Source organism: Aeromonas sp. 159 (genome assembly GCF_963862045.1).
GTDB lineage: Bacteria > Pseudomonadota > Gammaproteobacteria > Enterobacterales > Aeromonadaceae > Aeromonas > Aeromonas veronii.
In genome coordinates, this window is record NZ_CAWLMI010000048.1 from 1 (window position 1) to 22,401 (window position 22,401).

At 58.9% G+C, this 22,401-nt stretch carries 22 protein-coding genes and 1 pseudogene; 2 read left to right on the forward strand and 21 right to left on the reverse strand.

What is annotated here, in order from left to right; all coding sequences use genetic code 11:
• Window positions 1-1,386: pseudogene (locus tag AACR14_RS10030) on the reverse strand (phosphoribosylformylglycinamidine synthase); the annotation flags it as partial.
• Window positions 1,387-1,535: 149 nt separating this feature from the next.
• Here AACR14_RS10030 and mltF point away from each other — a divergent pair.
• Both mltF and AACR14_RS10040 read left to right on the forward strand, forming a co-directional pair.
• The gene (gene mltF / locus AACR14_RS10035; RefSeq protein ID WP_005344877.1) at window positions 1,536-3,020 is read left to right on the forward strand and encodes a membrane-bound lytic murein transglycosylase MltF; all 1,485 of its coding nucleotides are present in this window, start codon (window positions 1,536-1,538) and stop codon (window positions 3,018-3,020) included.
• A gap of 176 nt (window positions 3,021-3,196) precedes the next feature.
• Complete coding sequence (locus AACR14_RS10040; RefSeq protein WP_227273859.1) at window positions 3,197-3,343, forward strand: hypothetical protein; 147 nt, start codon at window positions 3,197-3,199, stop codon at window positions 3,341-3,343.
• A 50-nt stretch (window positions 3,344-3,393) separates the two neighbouring features.
• On the opposite strand, the gene AACR14_RS10045 is transcribed toward AACR14_RS10040, so the two are convergent.
• From AACR14_RS10045 to trmJ, 20 genes are all read right to left on the reverse strand, one after another.
• A complete protein-coding gene (locus AACR14_RS10045; protein ID WP_026035022.1) occupies window positions 3,394-3,618 on the reverse strand; it encodes a zinc ribbon domain-containing protein in 225 nt (74 codons plus the stop codon).
• Window positions 3,619-3,742: 124 nt separating this feature from the next.
• Complete coding sequence (gene der / locus AACR14_RS10050) at window positions 3,743-5,239, reverse strand: ribosome biogenesis GTPase Der (protein WP_005333794.1); 1,497 nt, start codon at window positions 5,237-5,239, stop codon at window positions 3,743-3,745.
• A gap of 74 nt (window positions 5,240-5,313) precedes the next feature.
• Window positions 5,314-6,498: an outer membrane protein assembly factor BamB gene (bamB, locus tag AACR14_RS10055; protein WP_019446073.1), complete on the reverse strand. Its 1,185-nt coding sequence runs from the start codon at window positions 6,496-6,498 to the stop codon at window positions 5,314-5,316.
• On the reverse strand, window positions 6,491-7,141 hold the full coding sequence (locus AACR14_RS10060) for a YfgM family protein (protein WP_019446074.1): 651 nt from the start codon (window positions 7,139-7,141) through the stop codon (window positions 6,491-6,493). Before AACR14_RS10060 ends, bamB begins: the two co-directional genes overlap by 8 nt.
• 3 nt (window positions 7,142-7,144) lie before the next feature.
• On the reverse strand, window positions 7,145-8,422 hold the full coding sequence (gene hisS / locus AACR14_RS10065; protein WP_026035023.1) for a histidine--tRNA ligase: 1,278 nt from the start codon (window positions 8,420-8,422) through the stop codon (window positions 7,145-7,147).
• Between the two features lie 138 nt (window positions 8,423-8,560).
• The gene (ispG, locus tag AACR14_RS10070; protein ID WP_005333801.1) at window positions 8,561-9,676 is read right to left on the reverse strand and encodes a flavodoxin-dependent (E)-4-hydroxy-3-methylbut-2-enyl-diphosphate synthase; all 1,116 of its coding nucleotides are present in this window, start codon (window positions 9,674-9,676) and stop codon (window positions 8,561-8,563) included.
• A gap of 10 nt (window positions 9,677-9,686) precedes the next feature.
• Window positions 9,687-10,655: a cytoskeleton protein RodZ gene (gene rodZ, locus AACR14_RS10075; protein ID WP_019446076.1), complete on the reverse strand. Its 969-nt coding sequence runs from the start codon at window positions 10,653-10,655 to the stop codon at window positions 9,687-9,689.
• Window positions 10,645-11,436 (reverse strand): PilW family type IVa pilus biogenesis/stability lipoprotein TapF, encoded by a 792-nt coding sequence (gene tapF, locus AACR14_RS10080; protein ID WP_106844530.1) that lies wholly within the window; start codon window positions 11,434-11,436, stop codon window positions 10,645-10,647. The genes rodZ and tapF overlap by 11 nt, the downstream gene beginning before the upstream one ends.
• A gap of 11 nt (window positions 11,437-11,447) precedes the next feature.
• A complete protein-coding gene (locus tag AACR14_RS10085; protein WP_005344856.1) occupies window positions 11,448-12,551 on the reverse strand; it encodes a bifunctional tRNA (adenosine(37)-C2)-methyltransferase TrmG/ribosomal RNA large subunit methyltransferase RlmN in 1,104 nt (367 codons plus the stop codon).
• A 167-nt stretch (window positions 12,552-12,718) separates the two neighbouring features.
• Window positions 12,719-13,147: a nucleoside-diphosphate kinase gene (gene ndk, locus AACR14_RS10090; protein ID WP_005333805.1), complete on the reverse strand. Its 429-nt coding sequence runs from the start codon at window positions 13,145-13,147 to the stop codon at window positions 12,719-12,721.
• A 267-nt stretch (window positions 13,148-13,414) separates the two neighbouring features.
• The gene (gene pepB / locus AACR14_RS10095; RefSeq protein WP_019446078.1) at window positions 13,415-14,698 is read right to left on the reverse strand and encodes an aminopeptidase PepB; all 1,284 of its coding nucleotides are present in this window, start codon (window positions 14,696-14,698) and stop codon (window positions 13,415-13,417) included.
• On the reverse strand, window positions 14,695-15,999 hold the full coding sequence (pepB, locus tag AACR14_RS10100) for an aminopeptidase PepB (RefSeq protein WP_019446079.1): 1,305 nt from the start codon (window positions 15,997-15,999) through the stop codon (window positions 14,695-14,697). Before pepB (AACR14_RS10100) ends, pepB (AACR14_RS10095) begins: the two co-directional genes overlap by 4 nt.
• Window positions 16,000-16,172: 173 nt before the next feature.
• Window positions 16,173-16,511 carry an ISC system 2Fe-2S type ferredoxin gene (gene fdx, locus AACR14_RS10105; RefSeq protein WP_005333808.1) on the reverse strand — a complete coding sequence of 113 codons (339 nt, stop codon included), beginning with the start codon at window positions 16,509-16,511 and terminating at the stop codon, window positions 16,173-16,175.
• A gap of 1 nt (window position 16,512) precedes the next feature.
• On the reverse strand, window positions 16,513-18,360 hold the full coding sequence (hscA, locus tag AACR14_RS10110; protein ID WP_019446080.1) for a Fe-S protein assembly chaperone HscA: 1,848 nt from the start codon (window positions 18,358-18,360) through the stop codon (window positions 16,513-16,515).
• Window positions 18,361-18,388: 28 nt separating this feature from the next.
• Window positions 18,389-18,907 (reverse strand): co-chaperone HscB, encoded by a 519-nt coding sequence (gene hscB / locus AACR14_RS10115; protein WP_019446081.1) that lies wholly within the window; start codon window positions 18,905-18,907, stop codon window positions 18,389-18,391.
• A gap of 118 nt (window positions 18,908-19,025) precedes the next feature.
• A complete protein-coding gene (gene iscA / locus AACR14_RS10120; RefSeq protein ID WP_005333812.1) occupies window positions 19,026-19,349 on the reverse strand; it encodes an iron-sulfur cluster assembly protein IscA in 324 nt (107 codons plus the stop codon).
• Window positions 19,350-19,364: 15 nt separating this feature from the next.
• Entirely contained in the window at window positions 19,365-19,748 is a 384-nt protein-coding gene (iscU, locus tag AACR14_RS10125) for a Fe-S cluster assembly scaffold IscU (protein ID WP_005333813.1), read from the reverse strand.
• Between the two features lie 41 nt (window positions 19,749-19,789).
• Window positions 19,790-21,004 carry an IscS subfamily cysteine desulfurase gene (locus tag AACR14_RS10130; RefSeq protein ID WP_013723838.1) on the reverse strand — a complete coding sequence of 405 codons (1,215 nt, stop codon included), beginning with the start codon at window positions 21,002-21,004 and terminating at the stop codon, window positions 19,790-19,792.
• 53 nt (window positions 21,005-21,057) lie between these two features.
• On the reverse strand, window positions 21,058-21,561 hold the full coding sequence (iscR, locus tag AACR14_RS10135) for a Fe-S cluster assembly transcriptional regulator IscR (protein ID WP_026035025.1): 504 nt from the start codon (window positions 21,559-21,561) through the stop codon (window positions 21,058-21,060).
• A gap of 92 nt (window positions 21,562-21,653) precedes the next feature.
• Window positions 21,654-22,376, reverse strand: a complete 723-nt coding sequence (trmJ, locus tag AACR14_RS10140) for a tRNA (cytosine(32)/uridine(32)-2'-O)-methyltransferase TrmJ (protein ID WP_019446082.1) — start codon at window positions 22,374-22,376, stop codon at window positions 21,654-21,656.
• Window positions 22,377-22,401 lie beyond the last annotated feature (25 nt).

A 22,401-nucleotide genomic window follows, 5' to 3' on the forward strand; every position in this document is an offset into this window, starting at 1 on the left:
GGCCCCCCCCCCCAGACCGATGTTCATCGCCGGGCCGCCCAGCACGATCAGCGCCGCGCCGACGGGGATATCCCCTTTCTGGACATGTTCGGTGCGGATGTTGCCGATGCCGCCTGCCAGCATGATGGGCTTGTGGTAGCCACGCACCTCGACGCCATTGTGGCTCGGCACCTCCTCTTCGAAGGTACGGAAGTAACCGAGAATGGCCGGACGGCCGAACTCGTTGTTAAACGCGGCGCCGCCGAGCGGCCCCTCCTGCATGATGTCGAAGGCACTGACGATACGGCTCGGCTTGCCGAAATCCTGCTCCCAGGGCTGCTCGAAGCCGGGAATGCGCAGGTTGGAGACGGAGAAACCGACCAGACCCGCCTTGGGCTTGGCACCGCGACCGGTGGCCCCCTCGTCGCGGATTTCGCCGCCGGAGCCGGTGGCTGCGCCCGGAAACGGGGAGATGGCGGTCGGGTGATTGTGGGTCTCCACCTTCATCAGGATGTCGACCTGTTCCTGGTGATACTGGTATTCGTCGTTGGCCGGGCTCGGGAAGAAGCGGCCACCCTGGCTCCCTTCCATCACGGCGGCGTTGTCTTTATAGGCAGAGAGGACATGATCCGGCGTCTGCTCGAAGGTGTTCTTGATCATCTTGAACAGCGACTTGGGCTGCTGTTCGCCATCGATGGTCCAGTCGGCATTGAAGATCTTGTGACGGCAGTGCTCGGAGTTCGCCTGGGCGAACATGTAGAGCTCGATGTCGTTGGGGTTGCGACCCAACTTGGTGAAGTTCTCCACCAGATAGTCGATTTCGTCGTCGGCCAGCGCCAGACCGAGCGCCACGTTGGCTTCGGCCAAGGCTGCGCGACCACCGCCCAGCACATCCACCTGGGTGAAGGGGCGCGGCTCGTGGTGAGCAAACAGGGCGGCAGCTTCGCTCATCTCGGCAAACACCACTTCCATCATCCGATCATGGAGCACGGCGGCAATGGCGCTGCGCTGGGCGGCACTCAACTCACCCTGCCCCTTGATGGTCAGGTAATAGGCAATACCCCGCTCCAGCCGCTTGACCTGTTTCAGGCCGCAGTTGTGGGCGATGTCGGTTGCTTTGGAAGACCAGGGGGAGATAGTGCCGGGGCGGGGGGTAACAAGAAACAGCTGACCGCTGGGGGTGTGTTCGGGGATGGTCGGGCCGTAGCGCAAGAGCTGGCCCAAGGTCGCTCGCTCGGGGGGAGAGAGGGGGCTTGTCAGCTCGGCAAAGTGCACGTATTCGGCATAGACATCCTCTATCTCTACTCCGCTCTCTACTCCACTCTCGTTTCTCATCTGTGCGAAGCGTTGCAGCAGTTTTTGGACACGAAAATCAGACAGTGCTGGGGCACCACGCAAGATATCCATATGACCTTTCTCACCAAGTTTTAAAGTGGGGGGGAATTGAGACGCGCGTATTATAGGGATCTGGCTCACAGCGGACAAACGTTTTTCTCACTTCGAGCAGTGTGACTCTGCGCACACTCTCTGGTATAAAGGTGCCTCTTTTTTGACAAATGCCGATTTTTTCAACAAAGGTACTCACCTACTTGCGCTGCATTTTTCGACTGTTTATCGGGCTGTTGTTGACGCTGACGCTGGTTGGCTGCGACTTCTATAGCCCCTCCAGCCAGCTGGAGCAGATCCGCCAGCGAGGCGAGATCCGGGTTGGCACCATCTATGGTCCCACCTCCTATTACCAGCGTGACGACCTCGCCCAGGGGTTCGATTACGAGCTGGCGCAAAATTATGCCGACTGGTTGGGGGTGAAACTCACCATCATCCCGGTCGACACCACTGACCAACTGGTCACCCTACTGAAAAAGGGCAAACTCGATCTGGCGGCTGCCGCCATCATGGTCACCCCAGAGCGACGCGAGCTGTTTCGCTTCGGCCCAGGCTTCTACCAGGTCTCTCCCAAACTGGTCTACCGCAACGGCAAACCCAAGCCTGCCTCGTTGAACGACATCAAGGGCAAGCTGGTGGTGGCCGCCGGCTCCACCGGTGAAGATCTGCTCAAAGAGATGAGCAAAGAGAATCCGAAACTAGCCTGGAGCACCAGCGACAACGCCGATGTGGAGGAGCTGCTCAAACAGGTGGTGGATGGCAAGATTGACTACACGGTGGTGCAGGATACCGTGCTGGCCCGTACCCAGCGCTACTACCCGGAGCTCACCGAGGGGCTGACCCTGGCCCAGAAGCAGACCGTTGCCTGGGCCATGAGCAAGCTGCCCGATGACAGCCTCTATGCCAGCGTGATCGACTTCTTCGGTCAGCGCTTTATGGATGGTGCCATCGCCAAACTGGACGAGAAGTACTTCGGTCATGTGCAGAACTTCGACTTTGTCGATACCCGTACCTTCCTCAAGCGCGCCAAGAGCCTGCTGCCCAAGTACCAGCCGCTGTTCCAGACTCACGCCAAGAATATCGACTGGCGTCTGCTCGCCGCCATCAGCTATCAGGAGTCCCACTGGGACCCGCAGGCCCGCTCCTACACTGGCGTGCGCGGCATGATGATGCTGACCGAGCCCACAGCCAAGGCGATGGGAGTCAACGACCGGCTTCATCCGGAAGAGAGCATCAAGGGTGGCTCCCTCTATCTGCAACAGATGATGGAGAAGGTGCCGGATTCGGTGCCCGATGACGAGAAGGTGTGGTTTGCCCTCACCGCCTACAACATCGGTTACGGCCACATGATGGACGCCCGCCGCCTGACCAAAGAGCTCGGCAAGAATCCTGACGCCTGGAGCGACGTGAAAGAGGTGCTGCCGCTGCTGCAGCAAGCGCGCTGGCACCGCAAGGTGCGTTATGGCTATGCCCGTGGCAGCGAGGCGCGCAACTATGTCAACAACGTGCGCCAGTATTACCAGAGTCTGCTCTGGCTCGACAACGAGCAACAGAAGGCACATCAGCGGGAGAGTCTCGACAACGACAGCGAGCCCGAGCTGGCCGAGCGACCCACCGCCATCGCCGAAGTGGTCAATCAGATCACCATGCGCTAACCAGCCATTATTCGGCTGTTTTCACGTAAACTTCTCTGTTACCATCGATTCACATCGGAGCCTATCCGAAATCGCATTGTTTTCATTATGTTGAGAGATTAAATAACAGCAATTTCGGATGGGCTCCATCAATGACCCAAGGCCGGGATGGCCAACTTAGTTGGGAGGAGACCGAGATGCAAAAACGTAGAAAAATCAGTCTGGTCAGAAAAGCGAAGTGCAGCTGGAGCCCCAGACGCAAACTCAAGCTTAATGACATCAAGCGCAATCTGTGGCGCAGAAATCGATCCTATACCCTGCTTATTGCAGAGCACACAGCATAAACCCGGCATTCGCCGGGTTTTTTTATCTTCTTTCTCACCTGATTATCGTCTTACACCAGTGCCGCCTTGAACTGTACCGTCCGCTTGGAGATCAGCGAGTTGCAGTGGTTGCAGAAGTAATCCACCGCGCCGCACGCCTTGAGACGTTCCAGCTCCTGCTGGCAGGTGGGGCAGATGGCCGTGACGCGAACAGGGGCCTGGCACTGGCCACAGGTTTGCACCTTGCTACGGGTATCCAGTTCAGCCTGGCATGATGGACAAAGCAGGGCTTCCATAATCAACTCCTCGAAAAGTGGATCAGCCATGGTCTTGTTCCATGGCTGATCCCCCTCCCCTTATTCCTCACCTTGACATGACGAGGATAACAAAGCGGCTGCCGGTGAGGGCAGCCGCAAGGACTTATTTCTTCTTCATTTTCAGCAGGCGTTTGCGCTGACGTTCCTGACTCAGGGTCATGGTGTTCTTCTTCCCTTCAAACGGGTTGACCGACTCCTGGAACTCGACCCGGATCGGCGAGCCCATGATCTTGAGGGACTTGCGGAAGTAGTTGATCAAATACCGCTTGTAGGAGTCCGGCAAGTCGTTCAGCTGGTTGCCGTGGATCACGATGCGCGGCGGGTTGTAGCCACCGGCGTGGGCATACTTGAGCTTGACGCGGCGACCATTGACCATCGGCGGCTGGTGATCTTCCTGCGCCATCTGCATGATGCGGGTCAGCATGGCCGTGCTGGTACGACGGGTGGCGGACTGGTAAGCCTCCTGAATGGATTCAAACAGATGGCCGACACCGCTGCCGTGCAGGGCGGAGATGAAGTGAACGCGGGCGAAGTCGATGAAGCCCAAGCGACGATCCAGCTCGTTCTTCACATCCTCTTTCACCTTCTGATCCAGACCATCCCACTTGTTCACCACCAGCACCACGGAGCGACCGGCGTGGAGCACATAGCCAAGGATGCTCAAGTCCTGATCGGTGATGGTCTCCTGGGCGTCGATCACCAGCAGGCAGACGTTGGCATCTTCAATGGCTTTCAGGGTCTTGATAACAGAGAACTTCTCCACCGTCTCGTGCACCTTGCCACGACGACGTACACCGGCGGTGTCGATAACCACATACTTCTGCTCGTCACGTTCCATTGGAATGTAAACGGAGTCACGGGTGGTGCCGGGCATGTCATAGACGATGACCCGATCTTCACCCAGCATACGGTTGGTCAGGGTAGATTTACCGACGTTGGGACGACCAACGATGGCGAACTTGATGGGCAGGTCGGCGAACGGGGTCTCCTTGGTGTCCTCTTTGGTATCGAGTTCACCGGCAGCCACCATGCGCAGCAGGGCTTCTTCGTCGAAGTCCTCCTCTTCCTCATCCTGCGCATCTTCATCGGTAGCGGAGTCGACCAGGGTCTCCAGATGGGGAGCCAGGGCCAGTTCCAGCAGGCTCAGCACGCCACGACCGTGGGCGGCAGCGATCTGGTAGACCTCGCCCAGCGCCAGACCGTAGAACTCGGAGACCGCGGAATCACCGTCGATACCGTCGGTCTTGTTGGCCACCAGAAAAACCTTTTTGTGGGCCTTGCGCAAGTGCTCGGCGATGGCTTGATCCGCCGCGGTCAGACCGGCACGGGCATCCACCATGAACAGCACGACGTCCGCTTCTTCGATGGCCAGCAGAGATTGCTCGGCCATCTTCAGCTCGATCCCCTCTTCGGTGCCATCGATACCGCCAGTATCGACCACGATAAATTCCAGCTCGCCCAACTTCGCCTGACCGTATTTACGGTCCCGGGTCAGACCGGGAAAATCGGCAACCAGGGCATCCCGAGTACGGGTCAAGCGGTTAAACAGGGTGGATTTCCCCACGTTGGGGCGGCCCACCAGGGCTACTACAGGAGTCATAAAAGCCTCATTCTCAAGACGACAAAGGCTCCGGGTCCGAAGACCAGGAGCCGGATATTCACATTATCGGACGATCAAGGACGCTTGAGGGCGTACAACTTGCCGTCACGGCTCTGCACATACAGGGTCTCGCCATCCACCAGCGGGGCGGCATAGAGACCACTGCTATCGAGCTGCTGCATCGCCTTGATGGTACCGTCGGTACGATCAAGCCAATACAGGTATCCTTCCACATCACCCACCACCACATAGTCACCGAAGATGACTGGTGCAGTGACGGTACGATTTTCCAGCTGGGTGTTGGACCACAGCTCCAGACCGTTGCGACGGTCGATGGCAAACAGATGGCTGCGGCTGTCGGTCAGCACGATGGCATTACCGGTCATCGCCAGATCGCGATAGCCGGAATACTTGCGCTTCCACACTTCATCGCCGGTCATCAGTTTGCGCGCCATCAGCTGACCGTTGTAGGCGATGGCGTAGAGCTCATCACCGGCAATCAGCGGGCTGGCATCGACGTCAACCATGCGGTCCAGCTCGGTGGCACCGCGCGGATCAGCCACCTTGGACTGGCGCACCGGCTGGCCATTGCTCAGCAGGGCGATGCCCACCTTGCCATCGGCACGACCGTAAATCACGGCGCCGTTGGTGATCACCGGTGCACCGGCACTGCGCAGGGTCAGCGGCGGCTGCTCTTCGGAGAGCGACCACTGCATCTTGCCTTCATCAGTGTCGAGGGCGATCAGGCGACCGGAGGTGGTCAACACCACCACGCGGCCATCTTCCACCGCGGGGCTTGCCACCACTTCACCGGGCACATTGGTCTGCCACAGCACGTCACCGTTCTCTTCGTTCAGGGCGTAGACCACCCCGTTCTCGGAGCCGAGGAACAGCTTGCCGTAACGGGAGACCAGGCCGCCGGAAAGGCGGGCGCTGCGCTTGTCGGCGTTGACCGGCAGGTCGGCCAGATCGACACTCCAGAGGCGATCGCCACTGGCACGGTCAAAGGCGCTGACATCGCCGTCGCGGGCCGCCGCGTAGATGCGATCCTCTTCCACCACCGGCTTGAGCTGGGAGTAGAAGTCACCGATACCATCACCCACAGTAGATGACCATGCGGTGTCGGCAGTGAAGGCAGATTCAACCTTGGGCAGCGGCGCCATCGGGTTGAGATCCTCTTCGGAACTGAACAGGGAGCACCCCTGCAGAGCGAAGGAGACCGCAGCCCCCAGCGCCACCATCTTGAATAGATTACGCATCCGGTGCCTCACCAGTCGCAACGGCCGGCAGGGCCAGATCGTCCATTTTCAGCTTGAGCTCGGCGCTACCCTGCAGGCCGCCGGCATCCGCCGCCGCCTGATAGGCATCACGAGCCTCTTCGGTCTTGCCCTGCTTTTGCAGCACATCACCACGGGCTTCGGCTACCTGCGCCTTGAAGGCCTCATTCTGGATGGTCGCCAGCTTGGCCAGCGCTTCATCTGCCTTGCCCTGATCATTCAGCACACGGGCCAGACGCAGCGCCGCGATGGGACGAATGCTCTCGTCACCCGTGGTCGCCACCAGCTCCAGCTGCTCGGCAGCCAGATCCAGCTTGCCCGCCTTGACGGCAGCGGCAGCCAGTTGCAACGCGGCCAGTTCACCGTAGGAGTCACCCTTGTTGGCAGTGACAAACTGCTGTGCCTGCTCGAAACCGGCGGTATCGCCCTTGGCCAGCTGCTCAATCACCTGGTTGTAAGAGTGGGAGGATGCCTCCATGGTCTCTTGCTGGTGCTGGTTGTAATAGCGCCAGCCGAACAGACCGACCAGACCGATCACGGTCCCGGCAATCACCGAGGTTCCGTTCTCTTTCCACCACTCCTTGATAACCTCAACCTGTTGTTCTTCGGTGGTATAGACTTCCACAGCTTACTCTCCTTTGGCTGCCAGCAGGGCAATGGCGGCGTCAACCTTGACGGTCTGTTGCTCGGCCTGACCACGCAGATATTTGATAGTGATCTCCCCGTTTTGCACCTCGGTCTCACCAAGGATCAGGGCGATTGCCGCGCCGCTCTTGTCGGCACGTTTGAGTTGTTTCTTGAAGTTGCCACCACCGCAGTGGCTCATCAGGCGCAGGTCCGGCAGGGCATCGCGCAGATGCTCGGCCAACTGGAAGCCAGCCTGTTCGGTCCCCTCGCCCACCATCGCCAGATAAACATCCACCGCCGGGCGGATATCGGCGTTGAGCTCGAGGGTCTCCAGCATCAGCACCAGACGCTCCATGCCCATGGCAAAGCCTACGGCCGGGGTCGGTTGACCGCCCAGCTGCTCCACCAGACCATCGTAGCGGCCACCGGCACAGACGGTGCCCTGGGCACCCAGACTGCTGGTGACCCACTCGAACACGGTCAGGTTGTAGTAGTCAAGACCACGCACCAGACGCTCGTTCACTTCGTATTTGATACCGGCAGACTCGAGCAGGCGCTTGAGTCCCTCGAAGTGGGCCAGGCTCTCTTCGCCCAGATGGTCGAACAGACGCGGGGCATCTGCCAGAATGGCCTGCACCTTTTCATCCTTGGAGTCGAGTACCCGCAGCGGGTTGCTGTACATGCGGCGCTGGCTCTCTTCGTCCAGCTGATCCTTGTACTGCTCCAGATAGGCCACCAGCGCATCGCGGTAAGCGGCACGCTCGGCGCTCTGACCCAGAGTATTGAGCTGCAGGGTGACATGCTCGCTGATGCCAAACAGACGCCACAGACGGTGGGTCAGCATGATCAGTTCAGCGTCAATGTCCGGCCCGTTGATGCCAAAGAGCTCGACACCAAACTGGTGGAACTGGCGGTAACGGCCCTTCTGGGGACGCTCGTGACGGAACATGGGGCCCATGTACCACATCCGGCGTTCCTGGTTGTAGAGCAGACCGTGTTCAATACCGGCACGGACGCAGCTGGCGGTCCCTTCCGGACGCAGGCTCAGGCTGTCGCCGTTGCGATCTTCAAAGGTGTACATCTCTTTTTCGACCACGTCGGTCACTTCACCGATGGCGCGCTTGAACAGATGAGTCTGCTCGACAATCGGCATGCGCACTTCGCTGTAGCCATAGCTGGCAACGACCTGGCGCAGGATCTGTTCAACCTTCTGCCATACCGGGCTCTGCTCCGGCAGGCAATCATTCATACCGCGAATAGCTTGGATCTGTTTTGCCACGTTGATACTCGAGAAAAAGAGGTAAAATTTGGCCGCATTATAGGGATTTTCCCCCCCAAGGTAAAATCAGGGAATCCGGATGCGGGATTTAAAATCAGTCACCTGGAAAAAGGGCCACCCAATGTGGCCCTGTTTCGCTCACTCCTTGTCCATCGGGATCCGGTTAGCGGGATCCAGCATGGCGGCGCGGGCACGAATGCGGCGCTCCAGAGTTGGAATGAGATCCTTGTTGTCGAGCCGATCGACCCGCTGGCCCCCTTCATAGAAGGCACTCTTGTTGGCGGCACCCGCCAGACCAAGATCGGAGACGAGTGCTTCGCCCGGGCCATTCACCACGCAACCGATGATGGAGACATCCATCGGGGTGATGATATCTTCGAGCCGCTCTTCCAGCGCATTGACGGTGGCGATCACATCGAACTCCTGCCGTGAGCAGGATGGGCAAGCGATAAAGTTGATGCCACGGGAGCGAATACGCAGGGATTTGAGGATATCGAAACCGACCTTCACCTCCTCCACAGGATCCGCCGCCAGCGAGATACGCAGGGTATCGCCGATGCCGTCGGTGAGCAGCATGCCCAGACCGATGGCAGACTTCACCGCGCCGGCACGGAAACCGCCCGCTTCGGTGATGCCAAGGTGCAGCGGCTGCTCGATCTGCTTGGCCAGCAGGCGATAGGCACCGACTGCCAGGAACACATCAGAGGCCTTGACACTCACCTTGAAGTCCTGGAAATCGAGGCGATCGAGGTAGTCCACGTGACGCATGGCGGACTCCACCAGCGCTTCGGGGGTCGGCTCGCCGTACTTCTCCTGAATATCTTTCTCCAGCGACCCGCCATTGACCCCGATACGGATCGGGATATTGAGGTCGCGCGCGCAATCGACCACCGAGCGCACCCGCTGCTCGTTGCCGATGTTGCCCGGGTTGATACGCAGGCAGTCGGCACCGTACTCGGCCACTTTCAAGGCGATGCGATAGTCGAAGTGGATATCGGCGACGATGGGGATGCGGGTCTGCTGTTTGATGAGCCGGAAGGCTTCCGCCGCCTCCATGGTGGGCACGGAGACACGGACGATATCGGCACCGACCCGCTCGATCCGCTGGATCTGCTCGATGGTGGCGGCGACATCTGTGGTCTTGGTGTTGGTCATGGTCTGCACGGTAATGGGGGCATCGCCCCCAACCGGTACATTACCAACCATGATCTGTCTGGATTTACGACGAATGATGGGAGATTCGTGAGAAGACATGGGAAACAGATTACTCCTGCGGCAGTGAGAAGCGGGCTGTACGACCGTTGTTGTAACGGCTCATATCAAACGACTGACCCTTGTAGTCAAGCTTGACGGCCATGGGCGCGCCAATGATGAACTTCAGGGGCTCGGCGCCTTCCAGCACCAGCTCGTCGTTGGCCTTCTTCAGACCACTGAACAGGGTCTTGCCGTTGGCATCCTTCACATCCAGCCAGCAATCGGCGGTGAAGCTCATCTTCAGTTGCGGCGCAGTCGCCGGATCAACGACAGCCTCTTCAGATTCAGTGCCATTGGCGCCGGATACCGCTGCATCGGTCGCAGTGCCGACAGCCGCGCTGACATCGGTCGGGGCAACAGCCGCAGAAGCAGGCGCCAGGGTAGCAGTCGCATCGGAGACCACTGCAGGGGCGGCCACGTCCATGGCGGCCGGTGCGATGGCTGCGCCTTCCACCGAGGTGGTGTTGATCGCATCGGGCGGCGTGATAGCAGGTTCAGCCGGAGTCGAACCGGTTGCACTCATCTCGGTGGCTGCCAGCGCTTCATCACCGGCGGAGCGACGGGAAGTACTCTGCCACCACCAGGCGACCGAGAGCGCAATCAACACCAGGATCACCAGCCAGGTCACCACCTTGAGCCGACTGTCGTTGGCTTGCTGGCGGGAGCGACGGGAGAAGCTCTGCATGTCGATATTGTCGGGAGGAGTCAGACCCAGCTTGTCGTAAGCGGCCAGAATGGTCTCATCGGGGATCCCGACCAGCTTGGCATAGGTACGCAAATAGCCCCGAATAAAGGTGTGGGACGTGTGCTTGTCGTAGGTATCCGATTCGATAGCGGCGATCAGGGTCAGACGAAGGTGAATGCGGGACGCAACCTGTTCTCGTGTCCAGCCAAGCTGTTCACGGGCGTTGCGCAGCAATTGGCCTGGGCCTACTGCCTGGGAGTCGTCTTGGAAATCGTGTTGCTGTTCAATAGTCATTGGCTAAATAACGCTTGGCTTGTTGCGAAGTGGGATATTGCCTTACCAGCTCAGTCCCGAATTGGTGAAGTAATGCCGGCTTGTCCATCGCCTGTGCCAGCCGAAGTCTCAACCAGAGACTCTCCTCGTTCTCGTCTGACACATCGGCAAAACGGGCGAGGTAGGACTGCACATCAGGCAGCTTGCCATCTTTCATGGAAAGCTCGGCCAAGTCCAGCAATAACCCTGGATTGCGGGGATTATACCCCAAGGCCAGGCGATAGTACTCGCCTGCTTTATCATTTCTGCGATTTTGCAGCGCACAAAGTGCCGCATTTTCATAGGTATCGGCAATTTTTACGTAGCCTGGCTGAATAACAGCCTGGTTGAACGCCTGATCTGCCTCGGCATACCTGCCGCGATCACAGAGGAAGGCACCATAGTTGTTCATTGCGTCAGCATTGGACGGATCCATGGCAAGTGCGTTCTTGTAATGGGTCTCGGCTGCCTTGAAATCTCCTACCTTCTGGTAAAAGTAGGCAAAACCGATCTGGGTCTGGGGGTTGGAGGGGTCATACTGGAGGGCGCGGTCAAGATTGAACTTGGCCTGCTCGGCATTGCCCTGACGCAGGTACTGGATACCCAGGTCGAGGCGGGTTTGGGCAGCCGCCTTGAGGTCAGGACCCACTTCACGCTGGGTCGAGTTCTGGCCAGCGTAAGTGGTCTCGGTCACACAGCCTGGCAGCGCGCAGAGCGCTGCCACTACGATCAATGTACGTGTATCCATTCCCTGTCTATACAATGGCTTAGCATTTAAACCATTTTGACGGAAATCCCATCCTGTTGCATCCGATTTTTGATAGTTCGCTTGGTACGGTCAATCACGTCACCCACCAGCTGACCACAGGCGGCATCGATGTCATCACCACGGGTCTTGCGGACAATCACGGTGAAACCGTACTCCATCAGCACCTTGGAAAAGCGATCGATACGGCTGTTGCTCGGCTTGCCATAAGGGTTGCCCGGGAAGGGGTTGAACGGGATCAGGTTGATCTTGCTCGGAGTGTCCTTGAGCACCTTGGCCAGCTCGTGAGCATGCTGCATATCGTCATTGATATGATCGAGCAGCACATACTCGACGGTCACCCGACCACCGTTGGCATTGGATTTGGCCAGGTAACGACGGACACCGGCGAGGAACTCCTCGATGTTGTACTTGTCGTTGATCGGCATGATCTCGGAGCGCAGCTTGTCGTTCGGGGCGTGCAGGGAAATAGCCAGCGCCACGTCGATCTGGTCACCCAGCTTGTCCAGCGCAGGTACCACGCCAGAGGTGGAGATGGTCACCCGGCGCTTGGAGATGCCAAAGCCGTAGTCATCCATCATCAGACGCATGGCGGGCACCACATTGGCGAGGTTGAGCAGCGGCTCGCCCATCCCCATCATCACCACGTTGGTGATGGGACGCTTGCCACCGACCACGCGGGCCGCACGCCACACCTGACCGATGATCTCGGAGACTTTCAGGTTGCGGTTGAAGCCTTGTTGGGCGGTAGAGCAGAACTTGCACTCCAGCGCACAGCCAACTTGAGAGGAAACACAAAGGGTCGCGCGGTCATCTTCCGGGATGTAGACGGTTTCTACCTCCTGATCGCCCACCTGCAGGGCCCACTTGATGGTGCCATCGGCAGAGCGCTGCTCGCGGCTGATCTCGGGCGCCTTGATCTCGGCGATCGCCTTGAGGCGCTCTTTGAGCACCTTGTTGACGTTGGTCATCTGATCGAAATCATCACACCCAAAGTGATAGATCCACTTCATGACCTGATCTGCCCGGAATGGCTTCTCGCCCAGTTCGACGAAAAAGGCACGCATGGCATCCCGATCAAGATCCAGCAGGTTGATTTTTGTTTCGCTCATCAATGGCCTCAGTTCAAACACTTCATCAATTTTTGGCTGACAACGTCAGGGGGCGGCATTGTACAAATAATGGGTCTGGCTTTCCACCTGGAGAATAGAGGGATATTGCGTAAACGGCGAAAACAACAAAGGGAGCCGAGGCTCCCTTGGGTCATCATCCACAAAAATCAGCCGCGCGGGCAGATCTCGTTGTCAGAGAAGAAGTAGGCAATTTCGCGGGCAGCGGATGCAGGTGCATCGGAGCCGTGCACTGCGTTGCGATCGATGCTCTCGGCATAACAGGCACGCAAGGTACCAGCCAGCGCCTCTTTCGGATTGGTCGCCCCCATGATCTCGCGATTGCGACGGATGGCGTCTTCCCCTTCCAGCACCTGCACCATGACAGGGCCAGAGGTCATGAAGCTGACCAGATTGTCATAAAAAGGCTTGCCCTGATGCTCGGCATAGAAACCGGCAGCCTGTTCACTGCTCATGTGCAGCATTTTGGATGCCACCACTTTCAAGCCTGCGCTTTCGAAACGGCTATAGATGGCACCGATCAGGTTCTTGCTGACAGCATCCGGTTTAACGATAGAGAAGGTACGTTCGATGGCCATTGATATCTTTCCTTAACTACAGAGTTTTATTGTTAGAATCCATGTTCGCTGGCGATTATACGTAAACAAAAACCGGAAAAACACACAAACAAGCAACTTTTTATTAAACATCACTCCCTTGCAATCAACATCCACACTCATCTTGACCGAGCAGAGCCGGAAAATATGTGCGCTTGCGCACGATAGTTACCTTAAGCCGCCAAAACCCCATCTTTTGTTCACAATTCGAACAGCATGAAAAAGGCACCCGAAGGTGCCTTGTCTCGCCTATTTGGCTTCCGCCAGCAAGGCCCGCGCAATGGTGCGCATCCCCAGAGTATTGGCTCCCGGCGCCCAGAGAGCATCGCCGTTGTCACTGAAGCAGGCTGCCAGATCGATATGCAACCAGCCCATCCCTTCGTTGGCAACGAAACGGGAGAGGAAACCCGCCGCGTTGGAGGCACCACCTGGCCCGCCCCCCTTCACCGGACGGCTGTTGGCCGTGTCGGCGTAATGGGAGGGGCACTGCTGGCGGTGCCAGAGCTCCAGCGGCAGCGGCCAGGCTGGCTCATGCTCGGCATCGGCATAGGTCATGGCCCGGCTTACCAGCCCTTTATCGAGGCCAAACAGGGCATTGTAGCGCCCACCCAGCGCCATCACGGCAGCACCTGTCAGAGTTGCGGCATCGATGATCAGCGGTGCGCCGGACTCGCTCGCCAGTTGCAGGCCGTCGGCCAGCACCAGCCGCCCCTCGGCATCGGTATTCACAATCTCGACCGTGGTGCCGTTCTTGTAGGTGAGGATGTCGCCCAGCTTGTAGGCGTGGCCGGAGACCAGGTTCTCGGCGCAGCAGAGAATAAGCTTCACCCGCTTGTCGAGCCCGCGCAGCATAGCCAGCGCCAGCGCACCGGTGACAATCGCCGCACCACCCATGTCGCACTTCATGGTGAGCATCCCCTCGGAGCTCTTCATGGAGTAGCCGCCGGAGTCAAAGGTGATCCCCTTGCCCACCAGCGCTGCCGCCACCGGCGCCTTGGGGTCACGCCCCGGGTTGAAGTCGAGCTCCAGCAATACCGGTTCGCGCGCACTGCCGCGGCCCACCTGATAGAGGCCGACCCAGCCCGCCTGTTGCAGCGCTTCGCCTTTCAAAATGCGATGACTCACCTTGTCCGGCGCCAGCTCGGTAATAAAGGAGGCCGCTTCCACCGCCAGCTCCAGCGGGCCCAACTGCTCCGGGGTGGCATTGGTCATCTCGCGCACCCAGCGGCCGCAGAGCCAACGCGCTTCCAGCTCCTCTCTATCCTCTTCCGAGGACATGGCCCACTGCAGTTGCACCTCCGCCTTGGGGGTTTGTAGCCCTTGGGCAAAAGCCCACTGCTGTTCACGCTCCCAGTGACCAGCCAGGGTCACTTTCTGGATCCCCTGCTGGCAGAGGCGACGGGCCGCCTGCTGGATATCGAGCAGCGGATTGGCCGTCACCAGATGGATCACCATGCCGTCGGCACGGTGAGAGAGCAGCGCCCCCTCCCCCCACTCGGCCGGTGCAAATTCACGACTTAACCAGACATTCATGAAGTCACCTCCTGCAGCCAGCGTGCTATGGTACGCAGACCGTGCCCCTTGGCGCCGGTCGCCCAGAGATCATTGCCCGATTTCTGATAAGAGGCTGCCAGATCCAGGTGCACCCAACCCTTGCCCTCATCACGTACGAAACGGGAAAGGAACGCAGCAGCCGTGGTGGCACCGGCCGTGCCTTCTGCCGAGGCGACGTTGCCCAGATCGGCAAAGGCCGAGGTGAGCTGGCTGGCATGCCAGGGCTCCAGCGGCAGCGCCCACGCCTGCTCGTTTTCCACCTTGGCGGCGGCCAGCGCACGCTGCTGTTCGGTCTCATCGAGGGCAAACACCGCATTATAATCGCGCCCCAGCGCCATCTTGGCGGCGCCGGTCAGGGTGGCTGCGTCAAGGATATAAGCCGCACCGCTGTCGGAGGCCGCCATCAGGCCATCGGCCAGCACCAGACGACCTTCCGCATCGGTGTTCTGGATCTCGACCGAAACCCCATTCTTGTAGGTGAGGATGTCGCCCAGTTTGAAGGCGTGGCCGGAGACCAGGTTCTCGGCGCAGCAGAGAATGAGCTTCACCCGCTGGTTCAGACCGCGGCTGATAGCCAGCGCCAGCGCGCCGGTCACCATGGCCGCGCCGCCCATGTCGGACTTCATCTGCAGCATGTTGTCAGAGGACTTCATGGAGTAGCCACCGGAATCAAAAGTGATCCCCTTGCCCACCAGCGCCGCCACCACGGGTGCATTGCGATCCCCGGTCGGGTTATAGTCGATCTCCAGCAGCACAGGCTCGCGCTCACTGCCACGGCCAACCGACCAGATCCCGATATGGCCGGACTCGCGCAGCGCTTCACCGGCGGTGATGCGGGCTGTAACCTGATCCCCGGCCAGACCACGAATGAGCAACAGGGCCGATTCCGCCAGACTCATGGGGTAGATCTCTTCCGGACAGCCATTGGTGATGTCACGTACCCAGCGAGCCGCCTTGAGCAGCGCATCCAGTTCACGGGCATCCCCGTCGCTCTGCTGGCCAAAATCCAGTTCACGCGCACCCTTGGCGGCGTAGAACCCCTGGGCGAACGCGTAGCGACGCTCCAGATCCCAGTCTTCACCGACCAGCATCACCCGCTTGATCCCGCTCGATTCGAGGCGACGGGCGGCGCGCTGAACGGTACGCAGAACATCCTTCTCCTGACCGGCGGCACCAAGATGGATCAGTGCCTCGTCGCCATTGAAACTGAGCTGGGCGCCCTCGCCCCAATAAGCGGCCGCAGCCTGGGTGGATAACGCTACCTTCATCATGTCAGCCATCGTGTTTGCTTCCTTTTTACTGGCACTATGTATAAGCACTCTTTATGGGAAAGAGCTTATTGGTAAAGAGAGAATAACGAATACAAAAAAGGCCGTGCCCCCGAGGGTCACGGCCTTCCACCATATCACTGAAGCACCACAGGATGCTGCACGTGCAATTCACTCATGTGTAATTAATGGCGTTCAGAGGCAAGGTTCAGGGTGTACTTGGGCAGTTCCACCACCAGATCCTCGTCCGCCAGTTTTGCCTGGCAGCTGAGACGGGATTCCGGCTCCAGCCCCCACGCCTTGTCCAGCATGTCGTCTTCCAGCTCGTCACTTGGCTCGAGCGAGTCAAAGCCCTCGCGCACCACGCAGTGGCAGGTGGTGCAGGCACAGGATTTCTCGCAGGCGTGCTCGATTTCGATACCGTTGCGCAGCGCCACATCCAGAATGGTCTCGCCGCTTTGCCCCTCGAGGGCGGCGCCATCCGGACAGAGTACGGGATGAGGAAGAATGATCAGTTTTGGCATATTACACCTTGTTGACGTTTTGTCCGGTCAGCACCTTGCGGATGGAGGCGTCCATCCGGCGGGCTGCAAACTCGCCACTGACAGCATCGGCTGCCTCAATGGCTTCTTTGATTTGATGGGTTGCGCCGCTGTTGCGCATGGTCAGCAGATGGGCGATGGCGGCATCAATCTCGGCACGCTCGGCAGCATTGAGCAGGGCATCGCCATCGGCGGCCAGCGCCGCATTGAGACTCTCGACCACCCGGTCGGCTTCAACCTGCTGCTCGGCCAGCATGCGGGCATCCATATCCTGCTGGGCATTCTCGATGGAGGCACTCAGCATGTTGAGGATATCCTGCTCCGCCAGCCCGTAAGAGGGCTTGACCTGGATCTCGGCCTGCACGCCGGAGGATTTCTCCATGGCGCTGACCGAGAGCAGACCATCCGCATCCACCTGGAAGGTGACGCGAATATGGGCGGCGCCGGCTGCCATCGGCGGAATACCAGTCAGGGTAAAGCGGGCCAGGGAGCGGCAATCGGCCACCAACTCGCGCTCACCCTGTACCACGTGAATGGCCATGGCGGTCTGACCATCCTTGAAGGTGGTGAACTCCTGGGCGCGGGCAACCGGAATGGTAGTGTTGCGCGGGATCACTTTCTCGGCGAGGCCACCCATGGTCTCCAGACCCAGCGACAAGGGGATAACGTCCAGCAGCAGCATCTCGGCATCGGGCTTGTTGCCCACCAGAATATCGGCCTGGATGGCGGCGCCAATGGCGACCACCTTGTCCGGATCGATGCTGGTCAGCGGCGTACGCTGGAAGAACTCGCCCACCAGTTCACGCACCAGCGGCACCCGGGTGGAGCCACCGACCATCACCACTTCCAGCACTTCCACCTGCTCAAGGCCCGCATCGCGCAGGGCGCGGCGACAAGCCAGCAAGGTCCGTTTCACCAGCGGGGTGATGAGTTCATCAAACTGGCTACGGCTCACTGAACCCTGCCAGCCAGCAAAGGTGCACGCCACCTGCTCGGCATCGGTCAGGCCGTGTTTGACAGCAGCGGCCACATCCAGCAGCTCGCGCTGCAGATGGGCATCCAGCTCGCCAGAGAGGCCCGCTTGCTCCTTGATCCAATCCGCCAGCAGGTGATCAAAATCATCACCGCCGAGGGCGGAATCGCCGCCGGTCGCCATCACTTCAAACACACCGCGGTGCAGACGCAGGATGGAGATATCGAAGGTGCCGCCCCCCAGATCGTAAACCGCAATCACCCCTTCCTGACCGGAGTCAAGGCCATAGGCAATCGCGGCTGCGGTCGGCTCGTTGAGCAGCCGCAGCACGTGCAGACCGGCCAGACGGGCCGCATCCTTGGTCCCCTGACGCTGGGCATCATCGAAATAGGCGGGCACGGTAATGACCACGCCGTCGAGATCGCCACCCAGGGTCTGGGCGCCACGTTCGGCCAGCTTTTTGAGAATTTCGGCCGAGACCTGTACCGGATTGACCAGCCCCTGACGGGTTTGCAGTTGCGGCATGCCATTGTCGGCAGCGATGAACTGGTAGGGCTGCTGGCGGGTATCGATATCGACCAGCGCCTTGCCCATCATCCGTTTGACCGAGACGATGGTGTTGTGAGGATCGAGTGCCGCTTCGCGCTTGGCATCAATTCCGACTCGAATGGCGTCGCTTTGATAGTGCACCACTGACGGGAGCAGGTCGCGCCCTTGCTCATCGCAAAGGGTATCGGCGTGACCACTGCGAACCGCAGCGACGAGAGAGTTGGTGGTGCCGAGATCGATGCCGACGGCACGTTTGTGCTGATGAGGAACAGCGCTCTGGCCGGGTTCGGCGATTTGCAGTAATGCCATGGGTAATGAAACTTCCTGCGTTAAAGGATCAAGACTCGAGAAGCGAGTCTTCGAATCGTTCCAGCTCTTCGAGGAGCTTGTCGACAAACTTGAGTTTGCGAACGCAATCAGCGGCAACGAGATCTCTGCCGGCGGCAAGAGACTCGGTCAGCTGCTGCATCAACATCTGGTGATCATGCCTGATCTCGCTGCGAAAATCCTTGATGGCGCGCTCAGGGTCGGCGTCATCTTTCAGATCAGCCAGACGCTCGCGCCACTCCAGCTGCTGCATCAGAAACGCGGTATCTTGCAGAGTCTGCTGTTCACCACGGATATCGATGCCACGCAGGGAGAGCAGATATTCGGCACGGCGCAGCGGCGCCTTGAGGGTGGTGAATGCTTCATTGATCTGGGCGGCACGTTGCACCGCAGCCAGCTGCTCCCGTTCGGGGGCGGTGGCAAAACGATCAGGATGGAATTGGGTTTGCAGCTGGCGGTAGGTATCAGCCAACTGACGGGTATCGAGCTCGAAGCCTTCAACCAGCCCAAACAGCTCGAAATGATTCATGCAAACCTCTTGGAAACGTTCGCCACAACCTCACTCGCCCCTGGCAAATGAGATGTGGTTGAACGGGTCATGGACAACCCGCTCAACCACAGACGAAGGATCATTGACGTCAAACATCTCAGACACTGAAGCTTTCGCCGCACCCACACTCGCCTTTGGCGTTGGGATTATTGAACTGGAAGCCCTCGTTGAGGCCCTCCTTGACGAAATCCAGCTCGGTGCCATCCAGATGGATCAGGCTCTTGGCATCGACAATAATCTTGACGCCCTGCTGCTCGAACACCTGATCTTCATCGGTCAGTTCATCAACGAACTCAAGCACGTAGGCCAGACCGGAGCAGCCGGTGGTTTTGACGCCGAGGCGCAGGCCAATGCCCTTGCCCCGGTTAGCCAGAAAAGAGGAAACCCGTGCCGCGGCGGCATCTGTCATGGTAATAGCCATACTGCTCTCCGGCGCTTAGAGACCTTTCTTCTGCTTGTAATCGGCGATGGCGGCCTTGATGGCGTCCTCAGCCAGAATGGAGCAGTGGATCTTCACCGGTGGCAGGGCCAACTCTTCAGCGATATCGGTGTTCTTGATGCCAGCCGCTTCGTCCAGGGTCTTGCCCTTGACCCATTCGGTCACCAGGGAGCTGGAGGCGATAGCGGAACCGCAGCCGTAGGTCTTGAACTTGGCATCTTCGATGATGCCTTCGTCGCTGATCTTCAATTGCAGCTTCATCACGTCGCCACAGGCGGGCGCACCGACCATGCCGGTTGCAACGCTGGGATCATTCTTGTCGAAACCACCGACGTTGCGAGGATTCTCGTAGTGGTCGATTACTTTTTCACTGTAAGCCATATCTCACTCCTGCTAATTCTGTTGCTCACTGACCAGATAGATCAGTGATGAGCCCATTCGACCGTGTTCAGATCGACGCCGTCTTTGTACATCTCCCACAGGGGGGACATCTCGCGCAGACGACCGATGGAGTCACGAATAAGCTTGACCGCGTAGTCAATCTCTTCCTCGGTGGTGAAGCGACCCATGCTGAAACGGATGGAGCTGTGCGCCAACTCGTCGTTCAGACCCAGTGCGCGCAGCACATAGGAAGGTTCCAGGCTGGCGGAGGTACAGGCCGAACCGGAAGATACCGCCAAATCTTTCAGCGCCATGATGAGGGATTCCCCTTCCACATAGGCAAAGCTGACGTTGAGGTTGCCCGGAACACGTTGCTCCAGATCGCCATTGATGTAGACGGCTTCAATATCCTTGATGCCATTCCACAGACGCTGGCGCAGAGCCAAGATGCGCTCGCCTTCACTCACCATCTCTTCTTTGGCGATGCGGAAAGCTTCGCCCATCCCGACGATCTGGTGGGTCGGCAGAGTACCGGAACGCATGCCGCGCTCGTGGCCGCCACCGTGCATCTGGGCTTCCAGACGAACGCGGGGTTTGCGGCGAACAAACAGTGCACCGATCCCTTTCGGACCATACACCTTGTGTGCTGAGACGGAGAGCAGATCCACTTTCAGTGCTTCCACATCTACCGGGATCTTGCCCACACTCTGAACGGCGTCCACGTGCAGCAGAATCTTGCGGGAACGGCACAACTCGCCGATGGCGGCAATGTTCTGAACCACGCCGATTTCGTTGTTCACATGCATGATGCTGACCAGGATGGTGTCATCACGCATGGCATTCTCGATCATCTCGATAGTGAACAGGCCGTTGGGCATCGGCTCAAGATAGGTCACCTCGAACCCTTCACGCTCCAGCTGGCGACAGGTATCGAGCACCGCCTTGTGTTCGGTCTTGGAGGTGATGATGTGCTTGCCCTTGCTGGCATAGAAGTGGGCAACACCCTTGATGGCCAGGTTATTGGATTCGGTCGCACCGGAAGTGAAGACGATCTCGCGGGGATCGGCACCGATCAGATCTGCCACTTGATTACGGGCCAGATCCACCGCCTCTTCGGCTTGCCAGCCAAAGCGGTGAGAACGGGAAGCCGGATTGCCGAACAGGCCATCCATGGTGAGACACTGCATCATTTTTTCTGCGACACGCGGGTCCACCGGACAGGTTGCCGAATAATCAAGGTAAATAGGCAGTTTCATGTTTTTCTCCGTCACAGTCCGGGTCATACAGAGTCCCGCTGTGGAAAGCACGTTTATAGTTGGACTTTCAAGCTCACATCGCCGTGTTCTGCCCGATCAACCAGGGACAACACGGTCTTCATTTGTTCATCTTGCTTGCCGGCAATGCGGCGCACATCGGCCTGGCGTACCAGCTCGGCCAGGGTAATATCCCCGAGGAAGCTGGAGATCCGCTCGCTCAGATCGCGCCACAGGGAATGCGTCAGACACTGGGTACCACCGTGGCAGCCGCCCTTGCCGAGACACTTGGTGGCATCGACCGACTCATCGACCGCGGTGATCACCTGACCAACCGAAATCTCGCCTGGGGCCAAACCGAGGCGATAACCACCGCCCGGACCACGCACGCTGCTCACCAGACCATGTTTGCGCAGGCGGGCAAAGAGCTGCTCGAGATAGGACAACGAGATGCCCTGGCGCTCGGAAATATCGGCAAGGGGGACGGGCCCCTGCTCTGCATGCAGCGCCACGTCGAGCATGGCGGTTACAGCGTAACGTCCTTTTGAAGTCAGTCTCATGTGCCTTACCGTCTTGCGAAGCAATTTAATGGGGCACATGGTCACATACCCGACCAAATCAGTCAAGTATATGGTTGAGTAAATCAGTCGGATTAATCCGGTACGCGCGCTTTCTGCACCGAGGTCAGAATACCGCGCAGAATGTTGAGCTCAGCTGCTTCCGGCCGAGCCCGATTGAACAGGCGACGCAGCTTGCTCATCACATGACCCGGATGGTCATCGGCAATAAAACCGGTCTTCATCAGGGTTTGTTCCAGGTGCTGATAAAACCCTTCCAGCTGGGCGGCACTCGGGTAGGCCATCTCATCTTCAGGCTCGGCGGCCTGCCCCTGCAGCCAGCGCATCCGCACTTCGTAACAGAGGGTCTGCACCGCCATGGCCAGATTGAGAGAGCTGTAATCAGGATTGGCCGGAATGGCCACGTGGTAGTGGCACTTTTGCAATTCGTCATTGGTGAGGCCGGTGCGTTCACGACCAAACACCAGCGCGACCGGGTGCACCATCCCCTCAACCACCGCCTTCTCGCCGGCTTCACGAGGGTCAAGCATCGGCCAGCTCAGGGTGCGGGAGCGGGCGCTGGTGCCAATCACCAGACCACAATCGGCGATCGCGTCGTCCAGAGTCGGGACGATACGGGCATTGGCAAGCACATCGCTGGCACCAGCCGCTAGGGCGAAGGCATTGTCATCCGGCAAGGCTTGCGGATCAACCAATACCAGCTGGGTCAACCCCATGGTCTTCATGGCACGTGCCGCAGACCCCATGTTGCCGGTATGAGAGGTGTTTACCAAAACGATACGAATCTGATCCAACATGCCCAGTCAATCTTCAGTCAAAAAT

What these genes read in the sequence shown, in the direction of transcription:
- mltF (WP_005344877.1), top strand. Translation starts at nt 1,536, where the DNA reads ATGCCGATTTTTTCAACAAAGGTACTCACCTACTTGCGCTGCATTTTT.
- AACR14_RS10040 (WP_227273859.1), top strand. Translation starts at nt 3,197, where the DNA reads ATGCAAAAACGTAGAAAAATCAGTCTGGTCAGAAAAGCGAAGTGCAGC.
- AACR14_RS10045 (WP_026035022.1), bottom strand. Translation starts at nt 3,618, where the DNA reads ATGGAAGCCCTGCTTTGTCCATCATGCCAGGCTGAACTGGATACCCGT.
- der (WP_005333794.1), bottom strand. Translation starts at nt 5,239, where the DNA reads ATGACTCCTGTAGTAGCCCTGGTGGGCCGCCCCAACGTGGGGAAATCC.
- bamB (WP_019446073.1), bottom strand. Translation starts at nt 6,498, where the DNA reads ATGCGTAATCTATTCAAGATGGTGGCGCTGGGGGCTGCGGTCTCCTTC.
- ispG (WP_005333801.1), bottom strand. Translation starts at nt 9,676, where the DNA reads ATGTCTTCTCACGAATCTCCCATCATTCGTCGTAAATCCAGACAGATC.
- rodZ (WP_019446076.1), bottom strand. Translation starts at nt 10,655, where the DNA reads ATGACTATTGAACAGCAACACGATTTCCAAGACGACTCCCAGGCAGTA.
- AACR14_RS10085 (WP_005344856.1), bottom strand. Translation starts at nt 12,551, where the DNA reads ATGAGCGAAACAAAAATCAACCTGCTGGATCTTGATCGGGATGCCATG.
- ndk (WP_005333805.1), bottom strand. Translation starts at nt 13,147, where the DNA reads ATGGCCATCGAACGTACCTTCTCTATCGTTAAACCGGATGCTGTCAGC.
- pepB (WP_019446078.1), bottom strand. Translation starts at nt 14,698, where the DNA reads ATGAATGTCTGGTTAAGTCGTGAATTTGCACCGGCCGAGTGGGGGGAG.
- pepB (WP_019446079.1), bottom strand. Translation starts at nt 15,999, where the DNA reads ATGGCTGACATGATGAAGGTAGCGTTATCCACCCAGGCTGCGGCCGCT.
- fdx (WP_005333808.1), bottom strand. Translation starts at nt 16,511, where the DNA reads ATGCCAAAACTGATCATTCTTCCTCATCCCGTACTCTGTCCGGATGGC.
- hscA (WP_019446080.1), bottom strand. Translation starts at nt 18,360, where the DNA reads ATGGCATTACTGCAAATCGCCGAACCCGGCCAGAGCGCTGTTCCTCAT.
- hscB (WP_019446081.1), bottom strand. Translation starts at nt 18,907, where the DNA reads ATGAATCATTTCGAGCTGTTTGGGCTGGTTGAAGGCTTCGAGCTCGAT.
- iscA (WP_005333812.1), bottom strand. Translation starts at nt 19,349, where the DNA reads ATGGCTATTACCATGACAGATGCCGCCGCGGCACGGGTTTCCTCTTTT.
- iscU (WP_005333813.1), bottom strand. Translation starts at nt 19,748, where the DNA reads ATGGCTTACAGTGAAAAAGTAATCGACCACTACGAGAATCCTCGCAAC.
- AACR14_RS10130 (WP_013723838.1), bottom strand. Translation starts at nt 21,004, where the DNA reads ATGAAACTGCCTATTTACCTTGATTATTCGGCAACCTGTCCGGTGGAC.
- iscR (WP_026035025.1), bottom strand. Translation starts at nt 21,561, where the DNA reads ATGAGACTGACTTCAAAAGGACGTTACGCTGTAACCGCCATGCTCGAC.
- trmJ (WP_019446082.1), bottom strand. Translation starts at nt 22,376, where the DNA reads ATGTTGGATCAGATTCGTATCGTTTTGGTAAACACCTCTCATACCGGC.